General features: G+C 37.0%; 21 protein-coding genes and 1 pseudogene. 1 reads left to right on the top strand and 21 read right to left on the bottom strand.

The window, feature by feature from the left end; translation table 11 throughout:
• Positions 1-90: 90 nt before the first annotated feature.
• From F8M42_RS04160 to F8M42_RS04105, 12 genes are all read right to left on the bottom strand, one after another.
• A complete protein-coding gene (locus F8M42_RS04160) occupies positions 91-1,623 on the bottom strand; it encodes an AbgT family transporter (protein WP_182188096.1) in 1,533 nt (510 codons plus the stop codon).
• A 91-nt stretch (positions 1,624-1,714) separates the two neighbouring features.
• On the bottom strand, positions 1,715-2,884 hold the full coding sequence (locus F8M42_RS04155; protein ID WP_229711452.1) for a M20 metallopeptidase family protein: 1,170 nt from the start codon (positions 2,882-2,884) through the stop codon (positions 1,715-1,717).
• Between the two features lie 258 nt (positions 2,885-3,142).
• On the bottom strand, positions 3,143-4,465 hold the full coding sequence (locus tag F8M42_RS04150) for a helix-turn-helix domain-containing protein (protein ID WP_182188095.1): 1,323 nt from the start codon (positions 4,463-4,465) through the stop codon (positions 3,143-3,145).
• A 207-nt stretch (positions 4,466-4,672) separates the two neighbouring features.
• The gene (locus tag F8M42_RS04145) at positions 4,673-5,251 is read right to left on the bottom strand and encodes a bifunctional transcriptional activator/DNA repair enzyme AdaA (protein ID WP_182188094.1); all 579 of its coding nucleotides are present in this window, start codon (positions 5,249-5,251) and stop codon (positions 4,673-4,675) included.
• Positions 5,248-5,967: a DNA alkylation repair protein gene (locus tag F8M42_RS04140; RefSeq protein WP_182188093.1), complete on the bottom strand. Its 720-nt coding sequence runs from the start codon at positions 5,965-5,967 to the stop codon at positions 5,248-5,250. The genes F8M42_RS04145 and F8M42_RS04140 overlap by 4 nt, the downstream gene beginning before the upstream one ends.
• Before the next feature lie 453 nt (positions 5,968-6,420).
• Positions 6,421-7,038 (bottom strand): DNA-3-methyladenine glycosylase family protein, encoded by a 618-nt coding sequence (locus F8M42_RS04135; RefSeq protein WP_182188092.1) that lies wholly within the window; start codon positions 7,036-7,038, stop codon positions 6,421-6,423.
• Positions 7,025-7,495: a methylated-DNA--[protein]-cysteine S-methyltransferase gene (locus F8M42_RS04130; protein WP_182188091.1), complete on the bottom strand. Its 471-nt coding sequence runs from the start codon at positions 7,493-7,495 to the stop codon at positions 7,025-7,027. The genes F8M42_RS04135 and F8M42_RS04130 overlap by 14 nt, the downstream gene beginning before the upstream one ends.
• 209 nt (positions 7,496-7,704) lie before the next feature.
• Positions 7,705-8,946 carry an Ada metal-binding domain-containing protein gene (locus F8M42_RS04125; RefSeq protein ID WP_182188090.1) on the bottom strand — a complete coding sequence of 414 codons (1,242 nt, stop codon included), beginning with the start codon at positions 8,944-8,946 and terminating at the stop codon, positions 7,705-7,707.
• A gap of 78 nt (positions 8,947-9,024) precedes the next feature.
• Positions 9,025-10,194, bottom strand: coding sequence for an iron-containing alcohol dehydrogenase (locus F8M42_RS04120; protein ID WP_182188089.1), 1,170 nt, complete (start codon positions 10,192-10,194; stop codon positions 9,025-9,027).
• Between the two features lie 456 nt (positions 10,195-10,650).
• Positions 10,651-11,601 carry a C-terminal binding protein gene (locus F8M42_RS04115; RefSeq protein WP_229711450.1) on the bottom strand — a complete coding sequence of 317 codons (951 nt, stop codon included), beginning with the start codon at positions 11,599-11,601 and terminating at the stop codon, positions 10,651-10,653.
• Positions 11,602-11,649: 48 nt separating this feature from the next.
• On the bottom strand, positions 11,650-12,621 hold the full coding sequence (gene eda, locus F8M42_RS04110; protein ID WP_182188088.1) for a bifunctional 4-hydroxy-2-oxoglutarate aldolase/2-dehydro-3-deoxy-phosphogluconate aldolase: 972 nt from the start codon (positions 12,619-12,621) through the stop codon (positions 11,650-11,652).
• 1 nt (position 12,622) lies between these two features.
• The gene (locus tag F8M42_RS04105; RefSeq protein ID WP_182188087.1) at positions 12,623-13,582 is read right to left on the bottom strand and encodes a sugar kinase; all 960 of its coding nucleotides are present in this window, start codon (positions 13,580-13,582) and stop codon (positions 12,623-12,625) included.
• 347 nt (positions 13,583-13,929) lie between these two features.
• On the opposite strand from F8M42_RS04105, the gene F8M42_RS04100 reads away from it, so the two are divergent.
• Positions 13,930-14,610 (top strand): FadR/GntR family transcriptional regulator, encoded by a 681-nt coding sequence (locus tag F8M42_RS04100; protein WP_182188086.1) that lies wholly within the window; start codon positions 13,930-13,932, stop codon positions 14,608-14,610.
• A 116-nt stretch (positions 14,611-14,726) separates the two neighbouring features.
• Here F8M42_RS04100 and F8M42_RS13615 read toward each other — a convergent pair.
• The 9 genes and pseudogenes from F8M42_RS13615 to F8M42_RS04060 form a co-directional block, all read right to left on the bottom strand.
• A pseudogene (locus F8M42_RS13615) lies at positions 14,727-14,978 on the bottom strand (transposase); the annotation flags it as partial.
• Between the two features lie 92 nt (positions 14,979-15,070).
• Positions 15,071-15,280 carry a hypothetical protein gene (locus tag F8M42_RS13610; RefSeq protein ID WP_229711445.1) on the bottom strand — a complete coding sequence of 70 codons (210 nt, stop codon included), beginning with the start codon at positions 15,278-15,280 and terminating at the stop codon, positions 15,071-15,073.
• A gap of 129 nt (positions 15,281-15,409) precedes the next feature.
• On the bottom strand, positions 15,410-16,183 hold the full coding sequence (locus F8M42_RS04090; protein WP_182188085.1) for a hypothetical protein: 774 nt from the start codon (positions 16,181-16,183) through the stop codon (positions 15,410-15,412).
• Positions 16,171-17,184, bottom strand: coding sequence for a hypothetical protein (locus F8M42_RS04085; RefSeq protein ID WP_182188084.1), 1,014 nt, complete (start codon positions 17,182-17,184; stop codon positions 16,171-16,173). Before F8M42_RS04085 ends, F8M42_RS04090 begins: the two co-directional genes overlap by 13 nt.
• Before the next feature lies 1 nt (position 17,185).
• On the bottom strand, positions 17,186-17,890 hold the full coding sequence (locus tag F8M42_RS04080; protein WP_182188083.1) for an RAMP superfamily CRISPR-associated protein: 705 nt from the start codon (positions 17,888-17,890) through the stop codon (positions 17,186-17,188).
• Entirely contained in the window at positions 17,874-19,994 is a 2,121-nt protein-coding gene (locus F8M42_RS04075) for a Cas10/Cmr2 second palm domain-containing protein (protein ID WP_182188082.1), read from the bottom strand. Before F8M42_RS04075 ends, F8M42_RS04080 begins: the two co-directional genes overlap by 17 nt.
• Entirely contained in the window at positions 19,984-20,901 is a 918-nt protein-coding gene (locus tag F8M42_RS04070; protein ID WP_182188081.1) for a DUF6602 domain-containing protein, read from the bottom strand. Before F8M42_RS04070 ends, F8M42_RS04075 begins: the two co-directional genes overlap by 11 nt.
• Before the next feature lie 65 nt (positions 20,902-20,966).
• A complete protein-coding gene (gene cas6, locus F8M42_RS04065; RefSeq protein WP_196603110.1) occupies positions 20,967-21,842 on the bottom strand; it encodes a CRISPR system precrRNA processing endoribonuclease RAMP protein Cas6 in 876 nt (291 codons plus the stop codon).
• A gap of 558 nt (positions 21,843-22,400) precedes the next feature.
• Positions 22,401-23,312, bottom strand: coding sequence for a LysR family transcriptional regulator (locus F8M42_RS04060; protein ID WP_182188079.1), 912 nt, complete (start codon positions 23,310-23,312; stop codon positions 22,401-22,403).
• Positions 23,313-23,374 lie beyond the last annotated feature (62 nt).

The following is a 23,374-nucleotide window of genomic DNA, read 5'->3' as shown; positions in this document are numbered from 1 at the left end:
CAATACATTGTTATTTAAACCAGCAATTTTAATATAACATGTTATCGGAGAGATTTTGTTATCATAAAGTTAATATTTCATTATTGCTATCTACCATAAGCGCTGTGGCACACCGGGACCAACCGGTAATCCGGTTAAATACCAAAAAATAAATAAAATATACCACATAATAAAAAAGGAAATAGCGTATGGCAGCATAAGTGATAAATACGTACCAATACCACTTTGTTCTTTATATTTTTTTAAAGTTTCCAGAAAAAGCGGCAAAAATGGATTGACTATTTGAATTGTATTAAACGCACCGTCTCCTGCCCTAAATGCAACCTGTACAAAAGCCGGATGATAGCCCAGCAGCATGAACATCGGAACAAATACTGGAGAAAGCAGTGACCATATAGCTGAACCACTGGCAATAAAAAGCCCCATAAATTGTCCAAACAACATAAAACAAAGCAGTGCCGGTAAACCAGTCATCCCGATATTTTTTAAAAATTCGGCACCGGAAGTGGCAATCAAGGTGGCAATATTAGTCCATGTAAACGCGGCAATAAATTGAGCTATAGCAAAAACCATGACTAAAAAACCCGATAATCCCTTCATGCATTCGGTCATCATATGTACAACATCATCACCGCTTTTTATATTTTTAATTTTTATACCGTATGTCAAACCAACCGTCAAAAAGAAAAGCAACAACAACGGAACAATTCCTTTTATAAGAGGTGAGCCCGCAATTCCCCCCGTTTCAGGATTACGCAGCAACGCACCTTCCGGAACGACCAGAAGAAGTAAAACGACAATAAAAATAAATGTTGCAATTCCTGTTGCTTTTAAAGCTGACTGTTGTGCAGGAGTCGGTTTATCCAATTGCACTGGCTGGATACCTTCATATTTTCCCATACGCGGTTCTACAAATTTTTCTGTTACAAATGTAGTTAAAACCGCAAGATAAATAACTGAAAAACACATAAAATACCAATTGTCCACAGGAGTTACTATCATATTGGCATCGACTATTTTAGCAGCCTGCGTACTTATACCGGATAACAATACATCCGTCGTTACTATCAATATATTGGCTGTAAAACCAGAATAAATTGCTGCGAGCGAAGCCGCAAAACCAACAAAAGGATGCCGCCCCATGGAATAAAATACCATAGCTGCTATCGGTGGAACAACCACTATAGCTGCATCAGAGGCAAGATGACTCATAAAGCTTAAAATGATAATAGTAAATGTAATATATTTTTTCGGAATTGAGTGAATAGTTCCCTTTAGGATAGCTTCCATAAGGCCGGTCTTTTCAACAAGGCCAATTCCCATGGTCAATACTATAATCATGCCTAAAGGAGGAAAATTAATATAATTTTTTATCATGTCAGTCATGATCCACTGAAGCCCTTCCCGGCTGATTAAACTTTTCACATAAATGACTTTATGTGTCATAGGGTGAATCGCACTTACATGCATAGAAGCAAGAATCAATGACAATACAGCTAAAACAATAATTAGCAAGAGAAAAAGAATTGAAGGATTAGGCAATTTATTACCGACAATTTCGAGTTTGCGAAGAAAGCCAACCTGCTGAAATTGTCTTTTTTCTACAGCTGATGATGAACTCATGGATAAAAAAGACCTCCTTTAATTTTTTTGTAAATTATTACATACCTGGTATGTTTCAGTTAACACTTATTTCTCAAATAATTTTTATATTTTACTTATTGTAATGGGCAAGTGCCAGTAAACCGGTATGATACAGAATTTTCATTCCAATAAATAAAGCTGACTCGTCCATATCAAAGGTCGGATTGTGCAAACCGCCATATAAGTCACCATCTTTTTTACATCCAAGCCAGAAAAAGGCACCGGGAAGTTTCTCTAAATAACGGCTGAAATCTTCCGCTGTCAATTCAGGGTGTACATCCGTATGGACAGAGTCTTTACCTATTACTTTTTGTGCGGCAGTTATAACAAGTTTTGTAGGTTCCGGCCAATTAGTCAGTATAGGATAGCCAAATTGATATTTAAGATCATAATCACCACCCTGGGCAGTAGTCATTCCAGCGAGAAGACGTTCAATTTTTTTTGGCATCTCTCTGCGTATCGACTCATCTAATGTACGGACGGTTCCCTCTAAAAGTGCATTATCAGCTACCACATTATACCGTTCTCCACAGTGCATCGTACCAATTGATATGGTTGCCGTCGATAATGGATTTAACTGGCGGCTGACAATATGTCCCAATCCTTCCAATACATCTGCGGCCATAGTGATGGCATCAACCCCCTGCTGCGGCTTACCGGCGTGTGATGATTTTCCCTTAAGCCGTATAGTCAGGCGATCGGAAGCTGCCATCATGGAACCGACTCGAATGCCAATCTCCCCACAAGGTGCATCCGGCCAAACATGAAGTCCAAAAATTGCTGATACATCATCCAACACACCACTGGATAAAACACGTGACGCACCACCTGTAGGTGCATCCTCCTCTGCCGGCTGAAAAATAAGTTTTATTGTTCCGGCTAACTTTGAGCGTACAGACATAAACATCTGTGCAAGCCCAAGAACCACTGCCATATGCCCGTCATGCCCACACGCATGCATAATACCAGAATTTTGCGAGCAGTATGCAGCCTGACTGCATTCTGGTATCGGCAGTGCATCCATATCTGCGCGAAAAGCAATTACCGGCCCCGGATGCACTCCCTTTATCACAGCACACAAACCAAAGTTTCGTGTGAAGGTAGCAAAAGGAACAGCCATTTTTTCCAATTCGCCGGCTATTGCATTCGACGTCTGTTTTTCCTGATTACTCAATTCCGGATTACGATGAAACATTCGTCTCCATTTTATCAACTGTTGTGATACAGCTTCATTACACACTTTTTTCTATCTCCCTTTAGATGTTTATTGTTAAATATTGTTTTAATTTTATCATTATATTAGGACATTTTAAAGACATTTCCCAAAATAAACAACAAATATAAATAAAGCTCCCGCTATTAAACGGAAGCTCCATTGCTCCAAAAGAAAATATTAAGTTTATTATAGGAATATAAAAGATATTTGTCAATAATTTTTCGCTTATCAAGCAATTTTATTAAATCTATTATAATTACACTTCTTAATAGAAACTTTTCTCTACATAGACTGCAGCAGTGATTGCAGATGAATTTGATACAGCTTGCGCGGTCGTCCCCGTCCAATCATTTCTTCTCCTGCGGCAGAGGCAAATCCTGTCCTTTCAAGGTTCAAAAGAAGACGCCGCGCACTGCGTTTAGTTATCGAAAGATATACAGCCAAATCTTCGGCACCTATAGTGTCACGATCCAGCTTATCAAGAGCTGCTAAAAGCTTGTTTATAGTAGTTGCGCTGCTGTTTAATAGATTGGCTATCTTCTGGCAGTGTTTTTCATCCGAATGAAATGAATATCTTAGATGAACAGGCGAACTTAATGGTCCAATAACTTCTTTTTCATCAGTTACGGCCATCCATATATTCTGCCCTCTTTGCTTAGATAGGCCAAGGGCACGAAAAGCGTTTTCCTCAGCGCTGTACGCGGTAAGTCCAAAACCAATACCACCACTGACATCAGTAGCAACATCTCTGGCAAGAGCATCCAAAATAGGCACTACCGTGAGAGAATCAGTTAATTTTTCAATAATTCCCCGAGTGGAATAAATCGTATATTGTCCATCACCACGACTTACAATGGAACCTTGTAGTTTTTCCGCATAATCAACTAAAATCTCATAAAGTTTTAATTCAATTTTTTTTGCCATATAACTGGAATGGCTGCGGACAAGACTGCCGAAATCTTCTATAACGATCTGCTGAACCGCCAGCTGTCCACCCTTAAATCGTTCTGCCTCAAACGCATGAATGGCAATATCCAGTGTAGTACGGATATTGCTGCGGGTCGGCCATATTCTACATACGGGTACCCCCATCTTTTTTAAATGGTTGTATGTAGCAAAAATGCATGTGACCGCAATACTGGTCTGTCCTTTTTCCCATAACTGATAGTGATAATTTGTAATTTCGTCAGCTAATACGATATTTTCGCTATGATAAATAAACATTTTAGGCAAGGGCAAATTGGCATCCGTAAATGTTTCCGTTATTTCCTTTTCACTAAATGTATCAAAGCTGATCCCCCTGATAGGTGTATGACATGTATAATTAATCTGAAGCAGTGTCCTGTACAAACTGGCTCCATTATGGGGAATATAAAATAACGGGGCATGAATTTGTAATGCAGAGGCACGCCTATAAGGTACAATACCCGAAAAAACCCAGACGTCAAAAGATTCCTTATATTGAGCGACAATTTGGGAAATTTCGGAAGCATCTTCATAAATGAGTGGACTGACATTCAATATATCCGCCCACTCTTTCGCAATTTCGTTCAGCAGGGCAACAGAATCAGAAGGACCTACTATTGCCATTTGTATTTTCGGCATTTCGATTTTCACCTGCCAAATTTATTATGGATTCCTGACTACTGCAAAATTTATAAATCAACCATATGTATTATTATATTTTATGCAGATATCTGAGAACTTTTTCTAAAAACTACGGCATTTTGTATAACCATAATATCACCCTGTCATATAGATTTCAATGTACATGTAGTAAAAAGGCAGCCAGAATTGCCAGTTTATATAAATTTAAAGATTATCTTCACTGTAGCCGAGTGACTTAACGGAGGCTTGTTTCCGGTATAAATTTGGTGAAATCCCCATTAAACGCCTGAACTGCATATAAAAAACGGAAAGACTTTCAAATCCACTTTGTAATGCAATCTGTAAAATAGTATCCTGCGTGTCAACAAGTAATTTTTTTGCGCTGGTTATGCGCAATTCGTTTAAATATTCTACTGGAGTTTTTCCATACTGATTCTGAAATAACTGAATTATACGGTTTCTATTAAAACCAAGCTTTTTTAATTCTTCTTTTAACTGATTATGGTCGGAAAAATAACGATTATAGGTAAATTTTATTCTTTCAGCGCTTTCTTTTTGAGGCTGAAACTCTGACAAATCAGGACGACATCGCTTACATGGGCGAAAACCGCTTCTTTCCGCCTGTTCTTTCGTATCAAAAAATATTACATTTTCCCGTTTAGGATTTTTGGATTTACAAGAAGGCCGGCAAAAAATTCTCGTTGTCTTCACACCATAAAAAAATTGTCCATCGTATGTAGTGTCACAAGACAAAACTGCTTTCCATCTTTCTTCTTCCGTCATGACTTACTTTCCCCTTCTTTTGATTTTCCCACCGGGCCACGTTTCATAGTTCTGATTCGTTTTTTTATTTTTCTATCCACTTTTAAAGATTCTGTGATTTTCTGTAATGCTTTATTATAAGTAAAATCATCCAAATGATTACGGTGCAGATATTGCATAGTAATTACTGGAAACTGAACATAACAAATCGAAACTGCCCATGCAACTGCCATTTTCACGTAATACCCATCATGCTGCACCTTATCCAGTCGATTGATAACCTCCACAATATGATCTTCATCAATATAATAAAAAATCAATATAACAATTGCAAACCTAATATGAAATTCTTTATCTGACTTTAAGTACGGCTGCAAAAAGTTCCACATCTGCGCCGGGCATTCTTTCGTAAATTTAAGTCCCCTGCAAAAACTGTCACATACCGACCAATTATCAATTTTAGGGACAAAAGTTTGTATATATAAAAATCGTTCTTCCGGTGGGCACTTTATACAGCCAATAACCATTCCCTGCAGCATGATCTCTTCAAATGAAGTGTCTTGCGCTGTTTGCAAATATCTACGCCAGTCCGACTTTGAAATCTGCTTTGCCATTTTTCGGAGCAATGGAAGACGAACTCCCAAAACATGTTTTATATTCGGAAGCAGTCCTGAGGAAAAAATACGATAACTTTCTTCTACCAGTATTTCAATTTGTTTTCTAATCTCATTTTGCATCCATTCTTCTCCTTATGCTCTAAAACCTACCGGATGCTACTATTCATTCGATATTTACTGACAAAAATGACCGCACTATCCATTACGCAACGGAAAGTTTTTCGCCTAAAACCAGCTGTGCGATGATAAGCCGATAACAAGAACAAACAAAAACAGCGGCGCCATCTTTTGAACAGGATATTTTTCCGGCAGCATACTTCATCTCTCATTAATGCAGCAAAAAACGTAAGCTATATTACAGAAACAATTGCCGATAATTGTAAACTCAGAGCACTAAAAAACATTTGCTCTTTCAATATATTATTTTTTTCGCTGCTCAACGCTATTATTCCTTTTTATTTACTTCCCTATTTACTTAGCCTGTCTTTGCATTTCGTTTTCAAAAATTTTTTTGCATACCCTGCCGCAATTTATCAGTTGATTTTAGAATTCCATAGTCTGATACAGTCCAGCCTAAAAAAAAGAAATCTTCCATAAATAAATGGAAGCTACCGAGCCGTACGGTGAATATCTGTTCTTACATATTTCGAATTGATCTCTTGTCAATTTTGGAAACCCATAAAGTTTCTCCATTCCTCTGCGGATAGCAACATCACCCCAGCTAACAACATTTGGACGTTCCATGCAGTTAATCAGCAGCATTTGTGCCGTCCATAGACCGATTCCCTTTATTGCGGTCAAGCGCCTGATAACTTCCTGATCCGATAAATTCCACAAATCAGAAAGACAAATACTGCCTTGTACAACCTTTTTTGACAACGTAGTAATCACAGTGGCCTTCCTCATAGTCATACCGCAATGCTGAATCGCATCATCGGAAACACATGACAGATTTTCTGGTGTAATATCGCCGATATTTTGCAGCATATGCGTCCAGACGGTCTTTGCGGAGCGTACAGAGACCAGCTGACCTACAACAGCATAAATCATTGCTGCAAACAAATCAGGAATCACCTCGCGTTCCACTCTGCCAAGCCTTACCATTGCAGCACCTAATACCGAGTCTGCAGCAGCGAGATATTCCATTTCTTTTCTTCCATAATCAAAATATTTTGTTTCAACTATTGGCATGTGCTTGTTCCAATTTCAATAATTTTTCCTTGACTGCCAAACCAGCCGCATAACCCACCAATTTCCCATTTGCGCCAATGACGCGGTGACATGGCGTCACAATCAAGATTGGATTTTTATTATTTGCCATCCCCACAGCTCGGGATGCCTTCGGTTTTCCAATCATTTCTGCAACTTGTTTATAGCTGCGTGTTTCTCCATACGGAATTTTACGCAAAGCCTCCCAAATTACTTTCTGAAAGTCCGTTCCATCAGCAGCAAGCGGCAAATCAAACACCTTACGCTTCCCTGACAAATACTCTGTAATCTGCCTTTCAGCTTCTTTTAACACCGGAGTTTGCGATCCGTCTGCCGTTTTTTGTGTATTTTTCGCAAAAAATAATTCTGTAACAAAACCATCTATTTCAGAAATTTCTATCAATCCCAAAGCTGTTTCCATAAATCTCGTATGTTTCATAAACCTACCTCCCGTTCTTCCTGTACCGCAGCATATCTTACACTTCTCAGCTTTCAATGAAAACAATAAACGAGCTTTACAATAAGGCTTGCTTACATTTTTAATATACCCGATACTTTTTTATCTGTCTTCCGATTTTGCATCATTCAATTTGTCAAATAAATTTTTATAAAAATTCATTATCACAACATTTTTTACAAGTCGCAAATTTATTCATTTTTTTCACTATTTCTGTACTGTGTCGGTGACATTCCATAGTTATTTTTAAATATACTATAAAAACTTGACATACTATTGAACCCGGAAGAAAGCGCAATATCCAAAACACGTCTGTCTGTTTGTGTTAATAAGTACACTGCTTTTTCAATTCTCTTTTCCTGTATATAAGCATGTGGTGTGATGTCATATTGTATTTTAAACAATTTATTCAAATATTTCGAATTTATAGCTGAATTTTTCAAATATTTTGTAATAATTTCTTTATCATTAAAATGTATATCTAAATATTTTCGTACTCGTTCAATGAAATCCCGATTTGGATTATAAGATAATACATCCGGCCTGCAGCGTTTACATACGCGGTATCCGGCATTCAATGCTTTCTGTGGTGTATCAAAATATTCGATATTTTCTTTATTAGGCTGTCTGGATCGGCAGGACGGATTACAAAATATACCCGTACTTTTCACACCATACCAAAAAACTCCATCATAACTTTTGTCTCTGTCTTTAATTGCCTTCCATTTATTTTCTTCTGATATACTACTATGGACAACAGGCATAATTTCACAATGTATCACGCGTTCCGAACAGAAATTTCTTAGTTTTTCCGGTGCCGTTATTTTAATAAGTCCTCGTTTTTTTTCTATAACATGTGCATTGATCAAAAATGAAAGATACTTACTAAGATTAGTTCGATTCAATCCGACAAAAGACTGCAAATCACGCGTAGAGATTTCAAATAACGCATGTCCGGTATTTTCAAAATATGTATATAAAAAAGTAGCCACCCGTTCAAGGCCTGAATCCAAGGTTTGGCTTTCCACTTCATGAGTCAGCAAGTGAATCAAGCGCCAAGCTGATAAATACATATCATCTCGCAACTTTAGATGCTGCGAGAGCAATTCTTCAAATTTTTCTCTGTTTATCTGCAAAGCGGTCACATCTGATACCGCAGTAAACTGAATCAAATGGGTGATCTTCACCTCTGAGGGGACGTAATACGGAATTAAATACCCCTGTCCGTAAAATGCGAGCAACTTTTCTTTGTCATTTTGTATGATTGAAGCTTTCACCCTTCCGGAATTTAAATACATCATATTATGCCATACTGTATGCGATTTACATATAATTTCTCCTGTTTTATAATGGCGTGTTTGGTAAAGTTGCTCTAAAAACAACGAACGATAAGGTTCAAAGTCATCCTTCAAATAATAAAGTGGTGCAGACACAGCTTTCTTCCTTCCCGATGCTTTGTTACGGATGCGAAATACAGCAATAACCCCCAGCGCCAGCCAGGGGTTCTGCAATCAAAAATTTACATCTGTACCATAGTAACAGCACCTAAGTACTTTTTTCATGTTCTCAAATTCTGTTTTGCGAGGATTAAACAATGTACAAGGATCACCACAAGCAGCTTCAGCCATTGTATCAAGAGTATCCAGAAATATTTTTTCATCCACACCAGCCGCTTGGTAGAAAAGCGGAATACCCAACTGTCCATTCAATATTTTGATTGCTTCCACCAATGAATTGGTCAATTGTTTATTTGTCGCACCATTCAGGCCAAGTGCACGGGCAATATTCGCAAAGCGTTTTTCTGTCACTACACTGTTATACTCAATCACATATGGAAGCATTATCGCGTTGCAGCGGCCATGTGTAACGCCATAGGTAACACCAACTTTATGAGCGAGAGAGTGCACTATACCAAGTAAGGCATTTGAAAAAGCCATGCCAGCTAAATTCTGTGCAACATGTATATTTTTACGTGCTTCTGCACTGCCGTGATAAGAATCCACAAGGTTTTCAAAAACCATTTGTGCCGCCTTGATTGCCAAGCAATCAGTGAGATCTGTCTGTGCAGTGGCAACATAAGCTTCCACTGCATGTGTCAATGCATCCATCCCAGAATCAGCTGTAAGCGTTTCTAACATGGATAACGGAATTTCCGTATCCACGATTGCAATATCCGGAGTAATTTCAAAATCTGCAATCGGATATTTAATCTTCGTATCATCTTCGGTTATAACAGAAAAAGATGTCACTTCTGTTCCCGTCCCAGAAGTAGTACCTACTGCTGCAAAAATAGCTTTTCTGCGCATTTTGGGTAAACTAAACGGGGTCTTAACATCATCAAACTTTAGTTCAGGATTTTCATAGAATATCCACATCGCCTTTGCCGCATCCACAGGAGAACCACCGCCAAGAGCCACAATAACATCAGGTTCATAATCTCTCATTATTTCAGCACCACAGTATACCGTAGAAATCCGGGGATTACTTTCTACCTTATCAAAAACCTGAACCTGCATTCCATTTTCTTTCAAAATACCGATCAGCTTTTCGAGGCTTCCATTTTCAATCATAAAATTAGTACCAGTAACGATTATAGCCTTTTTGTGTCCTTTTAATACTTTCAGTTCCTTCATTGCACCAGGCCCATAATATACTTCACGTGGAATTGTAAACCACGCCATCAAAAAACCTCTTTCTTTTCATCGATTCAATTAACACATAATAACATAAACATAATAGGAAGAAAAACCCCTTCGCCGCATCAGCTGCTGGTAATTTGCGTTTATTTGCTGCGAAGTTTTTTGACTTTCTTTATTTATTATAAAACACAAGCAAAGAGAAATCGTCCGAAAAAAGCACATTCAATTTTAACTTTTCAGTACAGTGAAAATAAAGTATTTGCATCCCAACTCCATTTTGCTATTCTCATTTTATTTTAACCATATCCCGCTGCAGAATTCTGATAATCTCCGTATTTTTTCCATATATTTACCATATCTACTTCTTAACATCCCAAACAGTTAATGGATTTTGTCCTTCCCGGGATTTTTTACCTTAGAAATGTGCACACTAAAAATACCCGTCCAGTCAAAACAAACTGAACGGGTATTTTATGATAAATCAGAATATATTTAAAATCAAAATTTATTTACCGGATAATGAATTTTTTCACCATTTAAAAATCTTACGGCTTCCTCAGCTGCCTTGCATTTAAGTTCCCGCGCTGCTTCCTCCGAATACCATGCCATATGCGGTGTAGCTATATAATTATCCAATTCAAAAAGCCTGCTGCCGGGATTCATTGGTTCATCCGATACACAGTCAACTCCTGCTCCGCCGATTTCTCCATTTTTTAATGCTTCATAAAGATCGTCCTCATTAATAATACCGCCGCGTGCGACATTGAGTAAAACAGCTGACTTTTTCATTTTTTTAAAAGCAGCCTTATCAAACAAATTTTTATTACCGTCGGCAGGAATATGCAGAGAAATAACATCAGCCTGCCTGATAAGTTCTTCCAATGGTACTACTTTAATAAATTCAGTTTTCGCTCTTTCTTTATAATAAGGATCAAAACCAATAATATTGTATCCCAAAGCATGCGCTTTCTCCGCAAAATTTTTACCGATACGGCCCAATCCCACAACTCCAACCGTTTGGCTGCTAGCTCTATGCACCGGTATACTGCGCGTATAATCCCATTTTTGTTTTTTGGTAAAAGTGTTCATCAGCACAATTTTACGTGTGAATGCCATCATTAAGGCAATCGCATGATCCGCTACTTCATTTATCCCATAATCGGGTACATTGCAGACTTGTATTTTATATTTTGTCGCCGCTGTTATATCAATAGTATCAACACCTACACCATATCGCACAATCACTTTTAATTCAGTCAGATTCTCCATTACTTTTTTCGTTATGGGGGCATATTGCACAATAAGTGCCTGTGCATTCTTGCATTCATTTATAACCGCTTTTTCTGTATGGCATTGTCTTAATTCAAAAGGGATATCTGCCTTTTTGAATATACTTGTTTCTATATCAATGTTTTTGTGATCACAGTCAGTTATAATGATTTTCACCATATCATCTCCACATCTTCAAAGATTTAATATTTCCAATTTATTTGACCTTTATTTCGATTTTTGCCGCAAATGAACACAAAAACCGCCGATTTCTTCTGCAAGATAAACTACCTGCGGCCTGCCCTGCTCATCTTTTATCCATGTGTCATTATTAAATTTTATACCCTTACGGGTAAAATAAGCAACTGCCCGCACCATATCATTGGTATCTATACATAAATGGCCTTTTTCTCCCCAAAAGGGCGCTTTAAGTACTTCAGCTATATTTCCCGCAAAGTAGGCTCCGCTGTATTCCGCTTTTTCCTGCAGAAAAATCTCCGATAATCTGCCTGCTATCGAATCAGCCTGCGCTGCATTTGTGCAATTTATACCTACATGTGCCAGTTCAAAACCAAACATTTTTCCGATTATATGGAGGCAAAGCTGTTCTATCTTTTTCCAATCTTTAGCCTTGACTGCCGCAGCAGGCACCATGAAACTGCCACCCACCGCAGCGACATTACCCAAAGAAAAATACTCCAGCATATTTTCCTCATTTACGCCACCTGTCGGCATAAACTTCATTTTACCAAACGGTCCGGAAAAGGCTTTCAGTGTTTTCACTCCGCCATATGCTTCTGCCGGGAAAAATTTACATACATCCAGCCCCATTGCCATCGCGGCTTCCACATCAGCAGGTGATACCGTTCCCGGTATCACATCGACATCGTTGTTAATGCACCATTTTACCACTGCAGCATTGAACCCTGGTGTAACAATAAATTTTGCACCGGCAGCCACAGCTTGACGGGCATGCTCCACATCGTGAACAGTACCGGCACCAACGATAATCTCCGGTACCTGGGCCGCCATTTTTTCTATTGCAGCAAGTCCCGCAGCCGTGCGAAAAGTTACTTCGGCAACAGGAATACCTCCTTTTACCAATGTTTGTGCCAGTACCACTGCATCATCGGCATCATCAAGTGATATAAGCGGTACCAGACCTATATTGAAAACATTCTGCATATTCTTGCTAATCATTTTATTTTCTCCCAACGCAGTCATCCTGCTTCATAAAATTTGCCAGTTCTTCCGGAGTAGGCAAACCTTCATTATCCCCACGGCTCATGACCTGAATAGCTCCTATAGCGTTACCGCGCTTAACAGCTTCATACAACGGTAAATTTTCCATTAATCCGGTAATTATTCCCACGGCAAATCCATCACCGGCACCCACAGTATCGATTATCTGCCTGACCTTATACCCTTCAACTTTATAATTCTCATTGCCATCCGTTACAAATGCCCCTTCGGCACCACATTTTGTGATGACAATCCCGGCACCATTTTGACGATAAAAGTCATTTATTTTCTTTGGATCATCACTGCCCACTAATATTTTTCCCTCTGCAATTCCCGGCAAAACAATATCGGCGCGAGAAGCCATATCATTGATGGTTTCCCGCATGATTTTCAAAGAAGGCCATAGCTGCGGCCGCAGATTTGGATCAAAACTTATCGTCAATCCGGCAGCACGTGCTTTGTCAAACATCAGATAAACAGCTGCCCGGGTTTCATCTGATAAAGCCGGCAAGATTCCTGTCAGATGAATATAAGAATAATTCCTCATATCAATTTTTCCCACATCAGCCGGCGAAATCGTAGATGCTGCCGAACCGGCACGAAAATAAAAAATGTCAGGATCTCCTTTATTAACCTTACCCTTGAGCATAAAACCTGTTTTGTGCTCGTCAGAAAAACTTACAAATTCATTACCGATTCCATTTTCGTTCAACACTCTTATTACACGTTTACCGAAAGGATCTTTACCCAATTTTGTCATATATGTCACTCGATGATGCAGACGTGCTGTTCCCACTGCTACATTAAACTCCGCTCCGGCTACAGCCAACGAATACCCAGACACACTGTCCAATGAGCCTTCACTTTGTGCTATAAGAAGCCCCATAGGTTCACCAGCCAAAATCAATCCCTCAGACATTAAATATCACCCCCAGTAAAAAGTTATTTATGCATCATAATCATCAGATGAATATTATAATACATCTTATAAATATAAAAGTCAATAATAACCAATTACAACTGCTGAGATTTATATAAAACTCTTTATCAAACAGATCACAATGAATATCTATATATCTTCTTTACTTGTAGAAGGGTTCATTTTATGCTATTATATTTGAGTATAATTTTGTTGTAATCAATCTATACATATGATGAATAGTTATCTTTTTTCATCGAAGTGATATTTTATTGCATTTACAGCCAAGGATTTTCATTAAAACAATTTAATTATTCTGATAAATCATTAGTACAGGATGGGATCTTATGGGAGCCTCACTCGTCAATACAACAATAAATAATATTTTAGATCTTTTGAAAAACAACAACATGCAGCCCGGTGATAAACTGCCGACAGTGGATAAATTATCAGTAAAATTCAAAGTTGGGCACAGTACCGTCCGTGAAGCTTTAAAAGCTTTATCTACCCAAAACATATTAACCATTCGTCAGGGAGCCGGCACATTCGTTTCCAAAAAGCAGGGGATAAGCAATGATCCGCTTGGCCTTGGACTTATGGGCAATGATATTTCCACTATATTTGACCTGCTTACAGTGCGGCTCATTTTTGAACCCGCAATAGCTGCAATAGCTGCGCAAAAAGCCACGTTAAAAAACATACGCCAGATCAATGAACTGTGTTTAGTAGTAGAAGGCCTGATCAAAGCGGGTAAAAATTACGATGATGAGGACAATCTTTTTCACTCAGCTATCGGCAATGCCAGCGGCAATAAAATCATCTATAAAATAACACAGATAATCCATGCTTCCATAAAGAAAAATATCTTCATAACAGATAATTCTCTGTGCCAGGAAACGGTCATCACGCATCGTCAGATAGCTAAGGCTATAGCCGCAGGTGATGCTACCGGTGCCAAAAACGGCATGATAATACATCTAAATGCCCAAAGAGAGTTTTTACTTAAAAACTACGATTTACAAATTTAATCCAACTTTAAAACATATTGGTCATGCTAACCAAAAAGTGCACCGGGAAAATCCCCGATGCACTTCTTTTTTTACCTTCCCATGCGGCCTCCGTCTATCGGAATTACCGCACCATTTATGAGTATATCTTGAACACCACGGTTCTTGAGATCATTCAAAACACCCAGTATTTGCTGTTCTCATTTTCACCGACCTCAGGGGTGCATACTTCTTTGCAACCATCCTCATTGATGCCGAGCACGATATATGCAGCTAACTTGCTGACAATACTATCATGACATACCGAAAAGTGAATAGCATCAATAAAGCTAATTGGGACAGACACTGGCAAGAGGCCGACGCTGCCAATCTTCAATCCGGGGCAGAATAAGGAAAATTGACGATCTTGAGAAACGTCAACCTGAAAACTGCCATAATGACTATTCATTTGCTTGGTTTTATAGCCATTCAGCCATTCTTATTATTGGAGCGTTATGATTTGCTGTAGTCCAAGTATTCGCCCATTTCGGACACCATCATCTCCTTGATGGTGTCCGCCAAGCAAATCCTTCAGAACATCTTGAATGTTGTTAGATTTCTCGATGCTGTATTCTCGGAAGAGCTGCTGGATAATATCCCACTTTCCATCTGTCATTTCAACTTTATGAATCTCTTTTATCTGCTTTGCCATGATAAAAAAGTCGCCTATGATTAGATAGCACTATAAAAGACCTTATGACTTAGAGGGGAAGTTTTTTTATAGAAATTTTTTCATAGGTTTGCTAAATATTCAAACTGTTTTTATGTATATTCCCCCACCCTAAATCAATTTGATTTTCACAATACCATGCGGCAGACCAGTTTCTTGATCTAAAAAAATGGCACTGTTTATTTCCTGAAAAATGACACTGTTTATTTCCTGCTGAGCTTTTTCAATTTCAATAGAATTCAACAGACCTTTATATCCTCCCACTAAAAAAATATCATCACTGTCTTTTATAGCTGTTATTTTAAATTTAGCACAGTTTAAATGAAGTAAAAAATGTTCTTTCTGTCCTTTGAGCCTATCAAGATATACCAGCATTTGCTCTAACTTCTTCTTTGCAGAATCATTTGCTGATTTTATAAGTGATATCGCATAATTTTTATCTTTTACATAAATATCACCAGTTAATGTTGCACGGGTTTTTATCATTTCAACACCAACATTAGGAAAGAAAGCAGCAAAATCAGCCTTTTGTTCATCATTAACATACTGCGCCTTATATAAATTGCGTAAAACAACATCATCATTACTGACTTTGATATCATCGACCATTATATTTCCAGAATCAGAGGAGCGCTTCTGGCACAAGGCTCCTTTGATAGAGCTGCCGGGCAGATAATATTTTGCACGCTCAGGAGCATATTTTGTATATTCACCATACTGATAAAATGGATAAATAATATTTAGTTTATCTTTATCAAGATAGTTATCATTAGTTGTTAGCTGCTTCAGAGAGAACTCATCTAATTCCTTATATAAAGCTGTATTCATTCTGGGTGATACAATCAAACTGGACTGTGCAGTCAGTTTATATTTTATTTTTTGCATGCCTGCACCTGTCCCTTCTGTATCGGCAGCGGATATAAAAATGCATTGCCAAAGACGATATCCCTTTGAGGATTAAATGGTGATGCTATAGATTTTCCGGTATTATCTGCTCCTTGAGAAGCCGTGATGACGCTGCCCTCAGCAATAAAGCTGATATAGTATCTGGTGAAATTACTATCCCAGCCACCGGGAATATTAAAAGGACGTCGTTCTGAGGTAAATAACTTTAAAGTTGAAGCTGTATAATCAATATTCTCGGGCAATAGCATACCTGTATTTATAAAATGCTTTACGGATTCATAATGTATATTTTGCCTGCTGATATCCTGAAATTTAAAAGTATTCAATCCCTGTGAGGCTCTTTTTCCTAATATTACGATTGTCGAACGCCGGACTGCTTCTTGTATCATATTTAGTAAATTGGTACAAATTTCGCTACTGTCTACCCGTAAATAAAAACAAAATCTATTTACAGGCCTGGACTTTTGATCAGAGGTTATCTCTGCTATGTTAATAGTAGGTACTGAATAAAGTCTGCTGTCTAATCCCGGAATATCATAGAAGCTGCTTTCTATAGAAGCACGAAGTTGTTGGTTATCGTCCAGCTTGATATAAGGGAAAATATTTTCAATATCTGATTGCTTACCAAATGTTAGATCATTTAAAATCTCCTCTAGTTTGGTTGGCAGTATATAGCTTCGCTTTTTTAGGGCCTTGCGTTTCTTTTTCAGATTTTTATCCTTATCGCTCTGATCTTTGGATGGTTGAGAAGCTATACAGTCGATGATATAGTCCAGGGGTGTAATAATATATCCCTGCGGCATAAGATTCGACAGTGAAAGATAAATATCTTTATTTAAAAGCTTTTTTGTCAGTGTTGACGCAGATGTGTCACCGTATTTTTCGGAATACATATAAACCAAAGCTCCGAATAGTTTTTGAGAATCTGGAAGTTGTGTCAGAGGACCTGTTGACAGAAGCTGCACTTCATAAATATCCATATTATTGCTCCTCTGTCTCAATACTTACACCGATTTTTCCATAACCCCGGCTTTTAGAATTTCCAAGACGATAAATTCCTTCATTAAATTTTTTTAAGATATAAATAATATAATCCTTACACAGCTGTTCAGCACCTTTTCCCAAGGCATCTATCTTGTGAAGACGAATTTCACCGGTAAAAGTCAATCCACTTCGAGCAGCCTTGTAAGTACGAGGATTAGAAGTGAGTGTGGTACCGTTAGCAGTAATAGAGTTTTTCATATCAATAGAAAAACAGCTTTTTTCATCACGAAATTTTTCACATAAACGTAAATCACTAAACATTAATTTTGGTGTATTATTGAAACCGCTGATACCAAAAAGGTATTCAGCAGATACCGCATTCTGTGCTTCTTTATATCTTTCCCGAACACGGGCTAACGCTTCATCCTCTTTTACCAGTGTTTTTATTTTATCTCGATTTTTTATCTCTTCGGATTTTAAATACTCAGTATATAGCTTAGTAATAGCTGTTTTTTCGTCGCTGTTATCCTCATGCACTATGCTGCGAACGCTACCTTTTTCAGAAGAAGCAGGGATGTAGGGATAGCCTTCCTGATCCAGGGTGGTCTGCTGGTCTATTCCCCCGATCTCAAAAGGAAGCGGTGCGCCCCCGATAAACAAATTAGATAATGTTTTTACTTTATATTTAACTATGTCTGACATCACGGATACCCCTTTTGTTTTTATAATTTTTACTATTACCAGTAATAATTTTATATTTAATGACGGCTTCATTGTATTGATAAAACAACATTAAAGAATCAATGAAGTCTGAATTCCATTTTTTATCTATCTGCGGTTCATCACAAAATTCTTGTTTTTTAAAAGACATTCTATAAATAGGTTTATCTAATTGCGGTGCAGTAGTACCAGCTATGCCATTATGACCATCTTTTAAAGGATCTTCTGGGGGATTGTTCATGGAAAGCATGGTTGCAGCTTTAGAAAAAGGGATTTTTTCTGTATTGCGCAATCTAAAGAACATGGACTTTTCAACACGGACAGTCTTATAATAGGATATTATAAGAGGTTTTTTATTACTCGCACGGGTATTGTCTGCAGGTATTGTAAACTTATCTTGTTTTACAAAGCAGCTTGTCAGAGTTTTATGTGAAATAGTCTCATATAAACAGTGACGGATCTTTGTAAGTAAATTTTTCCTGGCATTATCTATATTTTTTTTACTTAATAAAACGGTATCTGAAACTTGATTTTTAACTATCTGAAAACGAGGATCAGAAAACAAAAGCATCAGGCGCAGATAGGTTTCCATACGGTGTTTTTTATAATCAGACAAATCAATTTTGAACCCTTTTTTAGGGATTTTTATGTATAGTTGTCTTAATATTGCGGCATTCAATAGTAGTTCAGCTTGCCACAGATGCTCATTGGGATTTCCCAAGTAATTCGGCAGCAGATAGTATAATAAATGATTTATGTATTTTTTATCATCGCAACGAATAACTTCATCTGAAAGCCTTTCAAGCAGAGAATAAAAGAAGCTTGGTGTACCAAGGAACTCTTTACAATCAGCATCATTTTTTATAAAAAGAAGTAAACAAACATCACTGATAAAAAATTGCCATATGGGCGCAGAATTAATAGCACTATTGAGTTTTGATTTTCTCTCTTTGGAGGCATTTTTTTTACAATTTTTAAATTGAGCGTAATCAATATCCAAAAAAGTGAGTCTGCCGATTGATATTTTAGAATTAAGAAATGGTTTTAAACTATCAAAATTTAGGTAGGTTTTATCATCTTTGGCATTTTCCAGCTGATCTTCTACCCTATCAAGATAATAGCGTATGGGCTCTCTGTTGAAGGTGATTTCCACGCCGATGCTCATGGAGATTTTATTAGAAAATTTGTCAGAAAGTTTTCCAGCAAGCTCATTTTTAATTTTTTTCAGTAAATACTGGCATACCTCAATACCTTTTAAAAAATTTGCCACCGCTACTGCAAAAAATATATCATCTCCAGCAATGTAAAAAGGAAAAAGCCAACCACCAGTTGTATATGATTGATTATCCGTCCGGCAAACCTCAGCAACTGCTTCATGCAGGCCACGTAAGGAAACAGTCTCAGACAGCACCTTGCTCGTCAAAGTATATTCCTTATACTCTTTTATGCCGCTGAACATATCGCCCATTCCGTCAAGATCGGCTTTAATCACAGCTATACGAAAATGATTGCTGTTTCCTGTATCTTCACTATCAGTATCTTTGTCCTGATATAGTGCATTGATATCCTTAACAAACATCGGATAATCTTTTTGATTAACTGCAGAGATAGTGCCTGATTTTTCGATTTTACAAAAAGAAAACAGCTGTGATTTGTTTTTTTCTATTATTTGGGTAAAGTATTTATTCTGCTTAAGACGTTTTTTAGCTTCTTGAATAGCCTCAATTTCTGTACGTCCGTCATCCTTAAAAAACACATAGTGTAATAGCTTATTTCCCTGCGAGATGTGATAATAGTGCAAAAATAATTCATTAAGCAATTCCTCTAAAACAGGCTCATCAGACTCAGCGATTGTACAAGAAAATATATACACTCCTGAACATGACATGAGTTTTTCAATTTTGTACTCGTTAAATTTGTTTTTAATTGCAGTAAAAAAATCGTCTGATATTTCTCTAGAAGAGTTTACTATGCTTTTTAATGTGGCTTCCTCGGTCTGCTTTTCCTGTACATGCGCGTGAATCGCTTTCGTCAAGTATGTTTGAATTTTATCAATGGAAAGCCCTGCAACATATTTATTTACCATTAACCTTATCCTCCAGTTTACATTTATTAAACATATCTGCGTATGCCCTGTGAGGGAAAAGCATAGGATTGTTAATGAGCATAAGTAGCTGATTCAGCTGCAAATTCAAGGTTAAGAGGGCTACAGGCTTTTCAGCTATTTCTACTTGGTATTTGTCAAGTGATACATCTTTAAGCTTATAACTGTATGTTTCGTGGCTTCTTTTTTTATCGTCTCCTTCAGCAGATTTTTCTGGTTGATTCCTATGATTTAAATCAAGATACCAATCGTATAAATTTTTTTTCGAATCATTTATATCTATTTGTAATCCTTGTCTTTTACCTTTTGATCGAATAATGAAATCAAAGGATTTTTCTCCAGAACCAAGCTTTTCATTACTTATGCATTCTTTTAAACAGCATAAAATACGCAAAGGACGTGTGGAAGTTTGCGTTGGACTGGGAATCTCTTTACCAACAACAATCTGACTGATGGTTCTGGTATATGAATCGGATGATGTTTTCAATGCTGATACACGTTCTGCCCAACTCTTTAATTTTTTTGCCTTAATGGAATTACTTTTACATTCAATGACGACTGCTACAGCCTCAATAGGAATAAATTTTAATTTCCCGTAATGAAATATATAAGGGGTATAGGTCTCATCGAAAATCGCAAGATCGACTTCATGTGATACATTACCATTCGAATCAATAATGAATACCGATTGCTCAATAACAAATTTTTTAGGAATAATTTGTTCAAACATCCCCTTCCATATTTCTTCACGGAATCCGCCGATAGTCGGACCGTGGGAAGTAGTAAAATACAGCTGATTTACAAGTGATTTTTCATTTTGAAGATAATTATTGATAATATTGCGGATGGTATCATTGGCAGGTAAATTCGGACTTTCTGTATCACACATCGTCAATTGCTCCTTGTTTTTCAGTTTAAATTTATACATTTATATAATGAGACTATATAGATAATTCAAATAAATTCTACTTCTATTTGTCCCATACCAAAAGTAGTATTGCGCCCGATATGCAAAACTTGTGCGGCATACAGCCAAGGGACAAATGGAGTCAATACCCCTTTACAACGAATACTGCCAAGCAATCCGCTAAAGTCCATCTTTTCGCCAAGTCTATTTGAATATCGGGACATTTGTTTAAGCGCTAGGCGGCTCTGAGTAACCGGGATTTCTGAAGCAAGTGTTTGAATACGCACTGCCTCTGTGGTATTCACCCAACCACCGTAGCGCTGGGTAATTGCTTCGATTCGATGTATAATATTGCGAATAATTGTCGGAAAATCTATGCTTTCAAGCAACATACCATTGCGACGGATACGCAACGGTGTCTTTATATTAATAGTCAACTGCTCAATATCGCTCAAACATCTATATGGAACAACAGCACTCCGAATAGCAGTCCCATAGAAAAGTCCTGACTGCCAAATTACTCGTTGATCTAAGCTATGAACTATCTTTTTTAAAATAAAGGGATATCTTGAAGCCCCTAATTTAAATTTCTCAAGACTGCCCAGTGCATCTATTACTGATGATGCATACTGTATTGCATTACCCAGCAGTATCATATAAAAGCTGAGATCTTCTCCAGCCTGATAAGGTGTTTTATGTATTGCGGGAGGTATTATCATATACGGATTTATAATATCCTGTTTATTGTCACTTAAAATGCGATTATTATAAATATAATTAAAGGCAACCGGATTGATATGTAAAGCCTGCCCGATGGTTCCACGAAGTGTAGAACCAAGATATTCCGGCAATACAGCTTTTTTCACAGATGTCAGTAATATCTTCATAGGCAAATACTTAATAAAAAAATTAGACTGCTCCATTATTACTCCTTCGGTAGACCGCCTGAATATCATTATTTACATTATATAGTCAATAAAATGCATTACCAAAAAGGTCATGAGCTGTGTTTCTAAATATCTTATTCTAAAGAAAACAGCAAATATTAAACTGATTCAAGTATAAATAAACTAACTTAAAATTACAATCATATTCATCAAATAAATGTCTAGTAAGATTTCTTTTATACAGTAAAAATTGGATTTTACTGGTTAGTTTGATAAATATCTCAAATACCTTTGCATAATAAATTAGTAAAATATAAAAATATTTGATTAACCTCATATCGTACTAACCTTACATTCCGTCGCTATCATTTGTGATACAAATTATAATTAAAACAAAGTTGCAACGCGTCCTAGCTATTATAATTATCTTAATGAGAAGATACATTATGGTTATTATTTAATTAAATGAACATCTATTTATGGAATAATGTCTTGATTCCAAAATATAACATTGAGAATCTATAGAAATCAACAATTTTTACATACTATATTTATTTGAAATTTTAGTAAAGATAATTTTTCTTAAATAAATACTTAAAATACCTCACTTACCAATACAAAGAAGGCTTTTACCGCTTTCGAATGATATGAATTTTTTTTGTAAACAAAACCGACTTGTAATTTGTCCGGTACACAATCTTTCAATCTATAATACACCCCACGATGTGCGCTATTACAATAAGGAATTAACAGCTCAGATATAAATGCCACGCCCAGTCCGGCAACGGCTAACGCATGTGCAGTTTCCATATCTTTTATTTCAATTACATTTTTGGGAACAAAATTACTTTTTTTAAAAAATTTTGTCAGTTGTATTCTTGATGGAGAATCAGCTTTAAGATAAATGAATGTTTCGTTTTTTAATTCTGACACATCAAGAAAAGGATATTTTGCATTATCTACAATTCTTTTCCTGTTATTTAAACGATGTTCCTTTGGTAATACCAATAAATGTTGTTCTTCACTGATAACTGAGCTTATCAATTCTTTACTTTTTACCGGTAAAATTTCAATGCTGAAATCCAAATCTCCCGCTAAGATAGCTGTTTCTAATTCAGCTGCCTGATCTTCGTGTATGGATACAGTTATACCAGGGTATTCCTTATAAAAAGCAGGCAAAACTTTCGGTAGAAAATATTTTCCCCTAAACTGAGAAATTCCCAGCGTAATATGACCATTCTTCAAATCAGCTATATCCTTCATCTGCCTGCTGAGCTGTTTTTCATAATTCATAATATAATACGCTGTTTTAACAAACTGCTTTCCTGCAAAACTCAATATCAGTGGTTTTTTACTGCGATCAAACAACTGTACTCCCAGGGAATTTTCAATACGTCCAATTGACTGACTTAAAGAAGGCTGAGTTACAAAAAGCTTTTGAGCAGCTTTAGAGATACTTTTCTCTTCTGCTACCTTCAATACATATTTAATGTCGCGAAATTCCATCACACTACCTCCATAATAAATATATTGTTAAACCTATATTATTATATATAATATACTATTTG

The organism is Pectinatus frisingensis (assembly GCF_014076555.1).
Classification (GTDB): domain Bacteria; phylum Bacillota; class Negativicutes; order Selenomonadales; family Selenomonadaceae; genus Pectinatus; species Pectinatus frisingensis.
Note: the sequence above shows the minus strand (reverse complement) of the source record. Positions and strands in the feature narration are given on the sequence as shown.

Coding starts and splice junctions, on each gene's coding strand:
- F8M42_RS04105 (WP_182188087.1), bottom strand. CDS start 13,582: ATGTCTGAGGGATTGATTTTGGCTGGTGAACCTATGGGGCTTCTTATA.
- F8M42_RS04140 (WP_182188093.1), bottom strand. CDS start 5,967: ATGCAAAATGAGATTAGAAAACAAATTGAAATACTGGTAGAAGAAAGT.
- F8M42_RS04130 (WP_182188091.1), bottom strand. CDS start 7,495: ATGAAACATACGAGATTTATGGAAACAGCTTTGGGATTGATAGAAATT.
- eda (WP_182188088.1), bottom strand. CDS start 12,621: ATGATTAGCAAGAATATGCAGAATGTTTTCAATATAGGTCTGGTACCG.
- F8M42_RS04090 (WP_182188085.1), bottom strand. CDS start 16,183: ATGCAAAAAATAAAATATAAACTGACTGCACAGTCCAGTTTGATTGTA.
- F8M42_RS04070 (WP_182188081.1), bottom strand. CDS start 20,901: ATGTGTGATACAGAAAGTCCGAATTTACCTGCCAATGATACCATCCGC.
- cas6 (WP_196603110.1), bottom strand. CDS start 21,842: ATGGAGCAGTCTAATTTTTTTATTAAGTATTTGCCTATGAAGATATTA.
- F8M42_RS04145 (WP_182188094.1), bottom strand. CDS start 5,251: ATGACGGAAGAAGAAAGATGGAAAGCAGTTTTGTCTTGTGACACTACA.
- F8M42_RS04160 (WP_182188096.1), bottom strand. CDS start 1,623: ATGAGTTCATCATCAGCTGTAGAAAAAAGACAATTTCAGCAGGTTGGC.
- F8M42_RS04120 (WP_182188089.1), bottom strand. CDS start 10,194: ATGGCGTGGTTTACAATTCCACGTGAAGTATATTATGGGCCTGGTGCA.
- F8M42_RS04150 (WP_182188095.1), bottom strand. CDS start 4,465: ATGCCGAAAATACAAATGGCAATAGTAGGTCCTTCTGATTCTGTTGCC.
- F8M42_RS04100 (WP_182188086.1), top strand. CDS start 13,930: ATGGGAGCCTCACTCGTCAATACAACAATAAATAATATTTTAGATCTT.
- F8M42_RS04080 (WP_182188083.1), bottom strand. CDS start 17,890: ATGTCAGACATAGTTAAATATAAAGTAAAAACATTATCTAATTTGTTT.
- F8M42_RS13610 (WP_229711445.1), bottom strand. CDS start 15,280: ATGGCAAAGCAGATAAAAGAGATTCATAAAGTTGAAATGACAGATGGA.
- F8M42_RS04115 (WP_229711450.1), bottom strand. CDS start 11,601: ATGGTGAAAATCATTATAACTGACTGTGATCACAAAAACATTGATATA.
- F8M42_RS04135 (WP_182188092.1), bottom strand. CDS start 7,038: ATGCCAATAGTTGAAACAAAATATTTTGATTATGGAAGAAAAGAAATG.
- F8M42_RS04085 (WP_182188084.1), bottom strand. CDS start 17,184: ATGGATATTTATGAAGTGCAGCTTCTGTCAACAGGTCCTCTGACACAA.
- F8M42_RS04075 (WP_182188082.1), bottom strand. CDS start 19,994: ATGGTAAATAAATATGTTGCAGGGCTTTCCATTGATAAAATTCAAACA.
- F8M42_RS04060 (WP_182188079.1), bottom strand. CDS start 23,312: ATGGAATTTCGCGACATTAAATATGTATTGAAGGTAGCAGAAGAGAAA.